9 protein-coding genes are annotated in these 10,239 nt (G+C 64.9%); 5 read left to right on the top strand and 4 right to left on the bottom strand.

What is annotated here, in order from left to right:
• Window positions 1-160: 160 nt before the first annotated feature.
• Both FMEAI12_RS16520 and FMEAI12_RS36230 read right to left on the bottom strand, forming a co-directional pair.
• Window positions 161-2,548, bottom strand: coding sequence for a M48 family metalloprotease (locus FMEAI12_RS16520; RefSeq protein WP_146776714.1), 2,388 nt, complete (start codon window positions 2,546-2,548; stop codon window positions 161-163).
• Window positions 2,484-2,987 carry a hypothetical protein gene (locus tag FMEAI12_RS36230; RefSeq protein WP_146776713.1) on the bottom strand — a complete coding sequence of 168 codons (504 nt, stop codon included), beginning with the start codon at window positions 2,985-2,987 and terminating at the stop codon, window positions 2,484-2,486. The genes FMEAI12_RS16520 and FMEAI12_RS36230 overlap by 65 nt, the downstream gene beginning before the upstream one ends.
• 374 nt (window positions 2,988-3,361) lie before the next feature.
• Between FMEAI12_RS36230 and FMEAI12_RS36225 the strand changes: the two genes are divergently transcribed.
• The 3 genes from FMEAI12_RS36225 (at window position 3,362) to FMEAI12_RS16510 (ending at window position 5,897) form a co-directional block, all read left to right on the top strand.
• Entirely contained in the window at window positions 3,362-4,024 is a 663-nt protein-coding gene (locus tag FMEAI12_RS36225) for a hypothetical protein (protein ID WP_146776712.1), read from the top strand.
• 155 nt (window positions 4,025-4,179) lie between these two features.
• Window positions 4,180-5,348 (top strand): IS3 family transposase gene (locus FMEAI12_RS16515; protein ID WP_235014066.1). Its coding sequence is split into 2 segments (ribosomal slippage): window positions 4,180-4,438 and window positions 4,438-5,348, totalling 1,170 coding nucleotides; the frame shifts between segments, so codons are not numbered across the junction.
• 18 nt (window positions 5,349-5,366) lie between these two features.
• A complete protein-coding gene (locus FMEAI12_RS16510; protein ID WP_112106736.1) occupies window positions 5,367-5,897 on the top strand; it encodes an NUDIX hydrolase in 531 nt (176 codons plus the stop codon).
• Between the two features lie 195 nt (window positions 5,898-6,092).
• On the opposite strand, the gene FMEAI12_RS16505 is transcribed toward FMEAI12_RS16510, so the two are convergent.
• Both FMEAI12_RS16505 and FMEAI12_RS16500 read right to left on the bottom strand, forming a co-directional pair.
• Window positions 6,093-6,329, bottom strand: a complete 237-nt coding sequence (locus FMEAI12_RS16505) for an NADPH-dependent FMN reductase (protein ID WP_112106735.1) — start codon at window positions 6,327-6,329, stop codon at window positions 6,093-6,095.
• The gene (locus FMEAI12_RS16500; protein WP_112106734.1) at window positions 6,326-8,920 is read right to left on the bottom strand and encodes an MMPL family transporter; all 2,595 of its coding nucleotides are present in this window, start codon (window positions 8,918-8,920) and stop codon (window positions 6,326-6,328) included. Before FMEAI12_RS16500 ends, FMEAI12_RS16505 begins: the two co-directional genes overlap by 4 nt.
• A 482-nt stretch (window positions 8,921-9,402) precedes the next feature.
• On the opposite strand from FMEAI12_RS16500, the gene FMEAI12_RS16495 reads away from it, so the two are divergent.
• The gene (locus FMEAI12_RS16495) at window positions 9,403-9,699 is read left to right on the top strand and encodes a hypothetical protein (protein WP_112106733.1); all 297 of its coding nucleotides are present in this window, start codon (window positions 9,403-9,405) and stop codon (window positions 9,697-9,699) included.
• 197 nt (window positions 9,700-9,896) lie between these two features.
• On the top strand, window positions 9,897-10,239 hold a 343-nt coding region (locus FMEAI12_RS16490), incomplete at its 3' end, for an MFS transporter (protein ID WP_146776711.1).

Raw genomic sequence — 10,239 nt, 5'->3', positions numbered from 1 at the left:
CCGTTGGCCTTCAGGGCGCTGAGTCCAGTGTTGCGCTGCGTGCGCTGGAGACGGCGGATGAGGTGCCGGAGGGGACGGAGCAGTACCTCGTGCAGTGGTGGCAGGGGTGACAGAAGACCTTCCCGCCACAGGCGGCTGAGTCAAGTTGGGCGATCTACCCCTACAACAGCAAGGTAAACGCAGAGTCTGACGGTACTAAGACATTGCGCCCGACCAGCGTCGCCGCAGCCACGATAACTGCGAACGCAACGGTGGTTAGCGGCAGGAGGCGAGTTCTGCATCGAGCAGTTGGCCATGCGAACAGGGCCATGGGGGCAACGAATAAAAACAGGGCGAATTCAAGGGCGAGTGGCGGTCTCGCCAGGATAACAAAAAAGTTCCACGAAAGATCTCCGCCGAGCACGGAGTTAAAAAGTACGTAGCCCGTGATAGCTACTACCGTAGCCAATGGGCCGGCCAGTGCGCCAGCGGCAAGGCCACGTCGTGGCTCTAGGAGGCCAGCCATTAGCGCTGTGACGGTTCCTGTCGCTGCAGCTAACCACATATAGCCCTGGGCCCGCTGAACTATCTCGCTCTGGGTTGCGGGTCCTACTATAAGTCGGAAAGAAATTAGAACAGCTGTTCCGGCAAGACCGGCTGCTACTCCTGAAATAATGATCAGCGAGACATTAATACGTCCGCCGTCTGGCCACGTCGTAGGTACTCGGTTCGATACCAGCCACCCTGGTGACGCCGTCTTCCGCGGCTGCCGACCGTGCAGGATAAACGCTGCCACAGCGACGGCAACCAACATGCCAACCGAAGTCAGGAGAAGCCACGAGCTGAGCGACTGAAGAAGCCATACTAGAACGGCATTGAGCCCTCCTATCTCTGTGACCAGCTGAAGGCTGGTCACGACCCACAGAACTGCCGAGAAAAAGATGCTGTTTACTACGATAGCGGTCAACCACGATGTTCTCGCGCTTCGAAGCGAAGGGGCAACGTCGGCCCATATCTCGCCCAAACTAGCTGACAGGATGGCGGATCCGAAGCCAAGAACAGCAGCTATGGGAAACCATACTGGGTGGGAAAAACCGAGCGGGGCGCCCGAGCCGCTCTGAGAAACAGACACAGTCTGACCTAACACTAGGCCAGCTGCGATGCCAATTGCGACTGGCATGGGATTTGCTGACCGCCCAGCGGCACGACTAACCAGAGCCTGGCGCCAAAGGCCGAGCCCTACTGATGCGCCAAGCAGCGGGCCTAGCAGCAGCGACGCAATAAGAACCGAGAGATCAGAATGCCCTGGGCCCGCGAGTAGCGCGGATGCAACCTGAGTGACAAGCGGCACAGTCAAGGACACAAAAAAGGCAGCAACTAGGCCGTCGATGAACGAAATCCTCGCGGCCTGCTCTGGCGCGGCCAAGACGTGTGACCGCTGGTCGGGTGTCGGATGCTTAGAGAGAAACCGATCATTTAGGAACACCAATCGCTGGCGAAGCCTCGGGTGCGTAGAGAGTAGACGATCAACCATGGCGGCCATTCGCTGGCGAAGCTTTGAGTGCTTTGAGGACGGTCGAAAGATTGCGCCTGATCGCAGGGTGGGGACAAGAAATTCCATTGCGTCTAGCCGCTCGGGGGTGCGGGCTGCCCGAAGATCAGCATCGTGCTCCCGGGCCCTCAATAGAGCTCGAATGACCAACCCGGTGACGAACGCAAGCAGCGCGGCGCGCCACACGTAGTCACCGAGAAGAGATCGGTCACCGCCTATCAGGCCGACCGCCAAGGGCAATGCAAGCAACGGCACCAGTACGTACTGGACTGAAATAGCCAGCCAGGTGAAGGCGACATCACGGTGCCAGATGTGAGCAATTTCGTGGCGTACTACCGGATCAAACAAGCTCGATTTCTGCCAGCTGACGGCAAGCTTTCGAGGCAAAGCAATAGCGTACTTTCCCGGTGCGCCGTAGCTGAAAGCGTCAGTGCCCTCTGGGCTCATGGAAACGGTGGGGACTCGCCGAATCCCTTCCTCTGCCGCTAGGGTTTCAACTCGCTTATCGAGGCCGACCCGCAATTCCGGCTTAGGTGGACCGAGTTTTCGCCTACGACGAATCCGTATAGGGTTCAGGTAGAGGATTGCTAGCGCGCAGATGCCAACTGTCGCGGCACCGGCCAATGCAAACAGTGCGCGACGCATCTCAGCAGGATGCTCGCAGCGTTCAGTTTGCCTAATTTGCTCCAGTATGGCGAGGTCGGGTCGAAGGTTTGAGACAGTTTCCGATGCCTCTAGCCGGCAACGCAAAATGGCAGGAAGCCAGTGCTTGATGAAAAATTCGTTGTGTATCCACGTACCTATGTAGAGTCCGGTGCCGATCAGGGCCAGAATGAAGATGATAAACAACCCTGTGGTCTGGGGTGGATAAGAGAGAATATTCGCTCGAGGATGATCGGAGTGTCGAGCTCTTCTGTGGTTCGACTGGGCGGCTTCGTTTTGTGTCATTGCGTCATCCAGTAGCAACCATTTTTCCGACGATGGAGTCCGCCAGGATTGAGGCGCGATCTTCGTCAAGACCAAGTTCTATGGCCCGATCATAGGATGTCTTGCGGATAAGACGAATCTGTTCGCGCGATAGTTCTTTGTCGGCATCGTCTGTCTTCGATGAAGTATCACTGCCGAGACGGAATAGGCGCCGGATGAACTGGCGAAATTTTGGCTCCGCCACACCCAGCGCTGTATCGGTGACAAAGGAAGCGAGACTAGTTAGGACCACAGTGACAATATCTAGAACATAGGGGATGAGGAGAATCTCATCGAGTCCGAACCCGACAGCCTCGTCCCGCTGCTGCTGGCTCAGCGCTTTTTTCGGGTTTCTGAAGTACTCCTCGGCTACTTCGTCGAATATCACGAGCTCGTCAGGAGCTGCATCCCGCAAAACAAATTGCGCCACTTCGGCCACGAGGTCTTTTTCAGACTCGTGCTTCACGGTTTCTTTGCTGTGTAGCCTCACGGATCCCCCTTCCCGAGCCGCCCATACTGTGCAGCGCCAGATCATTGTCGTAACAGTCTGACGCGAAAAAGTTCTCTGTGAGAAACCGATCATCGGTTTACCCTCACTCTTCCATCCAAAACATTCTTGAGATATTGATCGATCGGGGTCACTCGGGGTCAAGATTTGAGTGGTTAAATTGCCGACCAAAGTAGCTGTACCTCACGAATCGGACAATACTTGCGAAGGCTCTATCGAAGTTGAGAATCGGCTACATAGGGGGCTATTAACATGAAGCCTAGTAGATCACTAATCCGGGATGCGACCAAGGATAGAGGATGTCATGGTAGGTATGTGAGCCTAAAGTATCCGCCATGAAGAGTGGGGGTGGTCCTGTGTTTTCCATGATCGGTGCAGCGCTTCGTACTATCTTTATCGGCCTCCTCGATAAGGCATCTACCGGTCGCTTTGTGGGGCTTGGTGGGACTCGATTCTGGCGTTTCAAGGCGGCAGATTCTAGGATCTTGGCAGGCGGCTTCGCCGTTCTTTTTGGGGCAACATCCTTGATTTTCTCGACCGCTGTCCAACCTGCTTTTGCCGACCCGGAATCCGAGGTTCGCAAGCACGCTCCGGCTCAGGTGCGCGATGCGTGCGTCCCGACCGAAGATGAGATCAAGAAAATTTATCCGCAAGCAAGTGCGTCTATCTTGTGTCCGACTCTAGATACTGCGACCCCGCAGTGGGTTACATACTCGTTGTACGAATCTCCAGAACGCATGAACGGCGACAAAGCTAAGGTGGTCGAGGGTTTCGATCTAAGTGAAGTTAAGGAGGTTGCAACGCTGTGCGAAAACGAGAATGGACGGGGTCGCTACGCTTCATACTCCATAGAAAATCAGCTTGCAGGAGAAGTGATTTGCCTTAATTCCGAGGGTGACGCATATTTCACTTGGACCGACCAAAGATACAATATAACTTCTACCACGATCGTGCCGATAGGTGATTCTGCTGCGGTTCTTAAGTGGTGGAATAGTGATGCGTCTGGTCCCGTCGGGTAGCTCATGAATTCCTTTCGGAACTGCATAAAACTGTACACTGGGCAATGGTGGGGATCTATGTAGTCGTAGCCCGGCTACCGCTTGGAAGTATTAAGTTGGCCCGTCCCTGTTCATACCTGGGCTCTTTGGGATAATGGTCCCAGGGAGGAGTACAGGTGCCGAGATCACAACCGCCGTACACGGAGGAGTTCCGCCGGCAGATGGTGGAACTTGTCCGAGCCGGTCACTCGCCAGAGGTGCTGGCTAAGGAATACGGCCCGTCGGGGCCGTCGATCCGTAACTGGGTCCGCCAGGCCGAACAGGAGGACGGCACGCGGGCCGATGAGCTGACCGCCGCGGCACGCGACGAGTTGAAACGACTCCGGAAGGAGAACCGGCAGCTCCGGGAGGAACGCGAGATCCTCCGCAAGGCCACAATTTTCTTCGCGGCGGAGACCGATCAGACATGACGTTCGCTCTGATCGATGCGGAGAAAACACACCACCCTGTCTCCGTCCTGGCCCGCGTGCTCGGTGTGTCACGCGAGGGCTACTACGCCTGGCATCGCCGTGGCGGCCAGTCCGCTCGGGTCGCCGACGACCAGAGGCTGACCACGAAGATCACCGCGGTGCATGCGGCGTCCCGGGCGACCTACGGCGCCCCACGTGTGCACGCCGACCTGGCCGCCGCGGGTGTCCGGACCAGCCGCAAGCGCGTCGCCCGGCTGATGAGACAGGCTGGCCTGCAAGGGGTCCACCGCCGCCGGCGGGTCAGCCTGACCCGCCGCGACCGCGCCGCCCACCTGCCACCCGACCTGGTCGGACGCGACTTCACCGCCCCCGCGCCGAACCGGGTCTGGACCGCCGACGTCACGTACGTCCCGACCGGGCAGGGCTGGCTGTACCTCGCGGTCGTCCTCGACCTGTACGCCCGCAAGATCGTCGGATGGTCCATGTCCGACGAGCAGAAGACCCCGCTCGTCGCCGACGCCCTCACCATGGCACTCCAGCACCGCCGGCCCGCCCCCGGCGTCATTCACCATTCCGACCAAGGCGCCCAATACCTATCTCGGGACTTCGCCAAGATCTGCCGCCAGCACGAGGTATGCCGCTCCGTCGGATCCGCCGGTGATTGCTATGACAATGCGGTCACGGAGTCGTTCTTCGCCACCCTCGAATACGAACTCCTCGACCGCACCACCTTCGCCACCCACGACCAGGCCCGCGCCGCCATCTTCGATTTCATCGAAGGGTTCTACAACCGGCAACGCCGCCACTCCACTAACGGATACCTCAGCCCCCACGAGCACGAAACCCGCTTCAACGAGCACCATCAAGCCGCATAATCTTTCAAAGCCCTACCTGTGAACGAAACCGGGGCAACTTCAGTAAAGGGAGAACACGAGGTTCTCCACACCCCGTGGCTCGGTGTCTGGTGTCTCGATGTCGAGCGGCCCGACGGCACGGCGGGCGAATACCACGTGGTCCGGCTCCGGGATCTCGCGGTCGTCGCGGCGGTCGACGACCGACGGGTCCTCATGATGTGGCGCCACCGGATCGCCACGGACACCTGGGCCTGGGAATTCCCGATGGGGCTGGTCGAGGACGACGAGGATCCACCGCGTGCGGCCGCCCGCGAACTCGAGGAGGAAACGGGCTGGCGCCCGGGGGCCCTCGCACCACTCCTCTACGCCGAACCCGCGGCCGGCGTCACCAATGCCAGGCATTTCCTGTTCCGAGCCGACGCGTGCGAGCTGGTCGGCCCGCCGACCGAGAAGAACGAGTCCGACCGCATCGAATGGATCCCGCTCGCCCGCATCCCGGAAATGATCAGGAATCGGGAGATCGTGAGCAGCGCCACCCTGGTCGGCGCGATGGCACTTCTCCTGGGATGACCCGGGATCCTCGTTACGGTCGCCCCTCCGCCCCCGAGCTCCTGGGGAAGGCCCACGCGTCGAACGGAGCCACGAGAGGCCCACATGTCGGAGAACCCGCAGATGTTCCTGGACGCCGCCGGCCGCGTGGGCGCCACGGACCTCATCGCCTAGCTGCGCGAGCGTGGCGCCCGCACGCCCGCCGAGACCGACCGGTCAGGCCTCTGAGGCGGCGGGCTGCCGCAGCGACGCAAGGGCCGTGCTCCAGGCGACGACCTGGCCCGGCGACGGCGGGAGCGGCTCGTCGAGGTGCGGCAGCGGGTAGTCCAGCAGATCGACGAGCTCGAACTCGGCGTCGGTGCGCTTCGAGGCGACGTCGAACACCCACTTGGCCACCTGCTCGCCGTTGCGGTTCGGACTGAGACAGGGCTGAGACAGGTGGTCTCCGCTCATCCCGCCAGGTGCCGGGGCGGGCTCGGCTGCGCGACCCGGCCAGTCCCGTCACGCCGCGCTGCAGATGCCTCACCAAGCGCGGTCGGGGAGAACGCCGCCACCCGGGTGACCGGGCGGGGCGAGCCGCCGGCCGGTCCGGGTGTCGACGACTGCCCCGGGCGGGCACGGCGCCGGCCGGCCCGATCAGACCTGGTGGCCTTACCACCGTCCCCGGTGGCCCTGCCGCCATCCCTGGCCGCGCGGCGGCCGTCCCCCGTCCTATTTCCGGTCGCACCGGTGCGACCGGTGGGTGAGCCGGGCCGGGTGGGGCGCAGGAGGTGGAGCAGGGCGGGCAGGAGCGTCGCCCGCAGCATGAACGCGTCGATGGCCACGCCGGTCGCGAGGCCGCACCCGATGACCTTCATGGTGCGGGAGGGCTGCGCGGCGATCGCCATGAAGAGGAACAGCATCACGAGGTTCATGGTCAGCATGACGTGACCGACGTCGGCGTGGCCGCGCCGGATGGGGGTGGTGTCGGTGCGGTGGCGCCGGATCGGGCCCGGCGTGCCGCCGCGACGTCCACGGAGCCGGGAACCGACGGATCGGCGGCGGACGGGCCCGGTGTCGGCACGCCGACGCCGCCGTGCGCGCCGTGTCCCGCCGGTGTTCCGCGTACTCTCCGCGCCCTGCATATCCCCCGCGCCCTCCGTGCCCCCCGTGCTCTGCGCGTCCCGCGTGGGCGGTTCGTTCCCGGCGCGGTCGGCGGGTTCCAGGAGCCGGACGAGAAGGCTGAGGTTCAGGCCTGGCAACAAGCCGAACACGGCGACCAGCACGAGTACCAGCATGGACGGCTCCACCGGCCCGGTCTCCAGCCCCAGCGCCGTGGTGAGCAGGTCGGTCTGGAACAGGATGGCGAGGACGCCGGCCGCCGCGAGCACGGCGAGCACGCTGGTCACCGCCAGCGCGGCCGCGATCTCCACCGAGCGCAGGATCAGCAGGCCGAGGACCCCGACCACGAGCAGGATCACCAGCAGGAACAGTGTCGTCGCGCCACGGAAGTCCGCCGCCATGTCGACGAACAGTGCCGTGGAGCCGCCGATGTACACCCGGGAGCCGGTGCCGGCCACGGCGCGCGGGATGACGTCGTCGCGCAGCCGGTGCAGCAGGTCGACGGCCGCCGGCGATCGCGGGCCCTCCCGCGGCGCGATCCGGATCACGGCGAGCCCGGCGTCGGCCTTTTCCAGGTTGACAGCCGCTTTGACCACGCCGGGGGTCTTCGCGATGGCGCTCACCACGTCCGCCACGGGCACAGCGGACGGCCCGTCGCCCCGCTCGACCGCGACGAGCATCGGGCCGTTCAGACCGGGGAAGAAGTCGGCGCTGAGCAGGTCGTAGGCCCGCCGGGTGCTCAGGGACGTCGATTCGGCCCCGTCGTCGGCGCCGCCGAGGTCGAGGGTCACGGCGGGGACGGCGAGCAGGATCAGCCCGAGGCCGGCGGCGAGCGCCATGCCGGCCGGCCGGCGGTCCACCTGCCGGGCCCACCAGGCCCGCAGTCCCGGGCGGTGCGGCAGGCCGCGGCCGCTGGTCGTCAGGTGCTGGCGTTCGGTCCAGCCGAGCAGCCGCGGTCCGCTCAGCGCCAGCAGCGCGGGCAGCAGGGTGATGATCACCAGGCCGGTCGCCGCCCCAGCGGCGGCGGGGCCCAGCGCGACGCCGTCGAAGAAGCTGAGCCCCAGCAGTGCCACCCCGTCCATCGCGAGGGTGACACAGAAGCCACCGTAGGCGACGGCGGATCCGGCGCGGGCGGTGGCCTGGGCCGCGGCCTCGACCGGGCCGACTCCCTCGCGCAGCGCGGACTGGGCCCGGTGCACGACGACGACGGCGCCGCCGAGGCTGGTCCCGGCCGCGACGACGGCCGCGAGCAGCGGAGCGAAGGCGGTGGTCGTGATCGTGTGGGAGATCAGGACGATGGCACCGAGGGCGGCCACCGTCGCCACCGCGGACGTCGCGGCGCAGACGGCGACCGCGCCGCGGGAGCGCAGGGTCACGCCGAGCAGCAGCAGGGCGGCGACGAGCGCGATGATGATCGGTCGTGGTGAGATCGTGGTCGCGCTCAGCGCGGTCGCGCCCGGGCCGGCGGCCTCGACCTGGAGGTCCGGCCCGTCATAGGCCCGCGCCGTGTCGATGAGGCGCCGCGCGGCGGCCCGGTCCGGGTTCAGCGCCGAGCCCTTCATGATCACGGATGTGACCGCGGTGCGCCGGTTCGCGCTGATCGGCTCGACGCCGAGGACGACCGCGCCGGCCGGGTTGAACGGGTCGATGACCCCGCCCACCTTGGGCAGCTTGCCGAGCTCCGCCGCCATCGCGGCGATCTGCTCGCGAACCAGCGGGTCGTCGACCGTCCCGCGGCGGGCGTGCAACACGATCGACTCGGTGTCCGGGAGACCACCGCCGGGTACGACCTCGCCGACGAGATCCATGGCCCGCGCGGAGTCCGTCCCGGGGACGGCGACGTCGGTGTTGAAGCGCGCGCCGGAGTCCCGCACAAAGACGAGAAGCGTTGCCAGGCCGGCCGCCCACAGGGCGACGACGATCCAGCGGTGTCGCGCGCACATGGCGGCTAGGGCCCCGACACCACCACCTGCGAGATCCGACTTTCCTCTCATTTTGGACAAGTTAGACCTAAGTGGTGGTCCAGGTCGAGGCCTTCCAGACCGTTCGATGCCAAACAAGGTCGAGCACGCCTTAAACGGGCTTAAGCATGTCCAAGACGTTCGAAGCAGGTCGAAGGCCGCCGAAGTGGGCTAACCAGGGTTGACTCGATCAGGGAATCCGACATCCTCGGAGACGCTGCGTCGACCTTCGGCGGCCGGGGCCTGTCATCAACATGCCTCACAGGACTTCTGGTCGAGTCTCGGACGCCGGCGGCCTACCATCGGCTGGTGAACCCGCGGTGCACGACCACGCTGCCAGCTCCCGGTAACGCGAGCGGTGACAAGGCTCCCGTCGCCGGCCACCCTCGCTTCGGAGGAGGGGCGGTGAACGGCGACGGCCTTCCACCCGCGGTCGCCGCGCTGCCGACACCGGGGACCGACTGATGGGGTTCTTCCGCCGCCGCTCCTCCTCGGACCGCGGCCGCCCCAGCATCGAACACGGCCGCCCCACCGCCGAACGCGGCCGCGCGGTCGCCGAGCTCGGCCGGGGGCAGACCCCGGTGGCCCCGAGCCGCAGCGCGCGAACCCTGAGCCGGATGTTCGGCGTCTCCTGCGCCGAATGCCGCCTCGGCCCGGCCTCGTTCACCCAGGTCGCCGCGGAGGCGTACTCGTGGGCCAGCACCCACGACCAGCTCCATCACCCGGCCAGATCCTCCGCGCAGGTCATCAGCCGCCGCTGACACCACCCACCGGCGTCCTGGCGCCCGTAGACGTTCACGCCCGCCGGCCGTCCCCCGGCGGGCGGCACTTCGACGCCACCCCAGTACCACCTGCCCGCGAAACCGCCAAGTGGACCCGAAGGTTCGCTTGACTTAGGATGCCCCCGAGCAAGCGGACCTTAGGGTCCACTTCTACGGCGGAAGCGCGGGGTGCGGGGATGCGGAGCAGACAGGCGCGGCCGGAGACGCCGACCGGCGGCGGGGCGCTGGCCGTGCTCGCGCTGGCGTCGGCGGCGTTCTCGCTGGCACAGACCGCCATCGTGCCGGGTCTGGGCGCCCTGACCGAAGCGCTGCACACGACCCCCGAGAACATCTCGTGGGTCCTCAGCGCCTACCTTGTCTCGGCCGCGATCCTCACGCCGATCGTCGGACGGCTCGGTGACATGTTCGGCAAGCGGAGGATGCTGGTCGTCGCCCTCGCGGCGTTCGCCGTCGGCAACGCGCTGGCGGCGCTGGCACCGAACGTCTGGCTGTTGATCCTGGCCCGGGTGGTGCAGGGGG

Origin of the sequence: Parafrankia sp. Ea1.12, assembly GCF_900465275.1 — a bacterium.
Lineage (GTDB): Bacteria > Actinomycetota > Actinomycetes > Frankiales > Frankiaceae > Parafrankia > Parafrankia soli.
The sequence above is the reverse complement of the archived record's forward strand: the minus strand, read 5'-3'. Positions and strand labels throughout refer to the sequence as shown.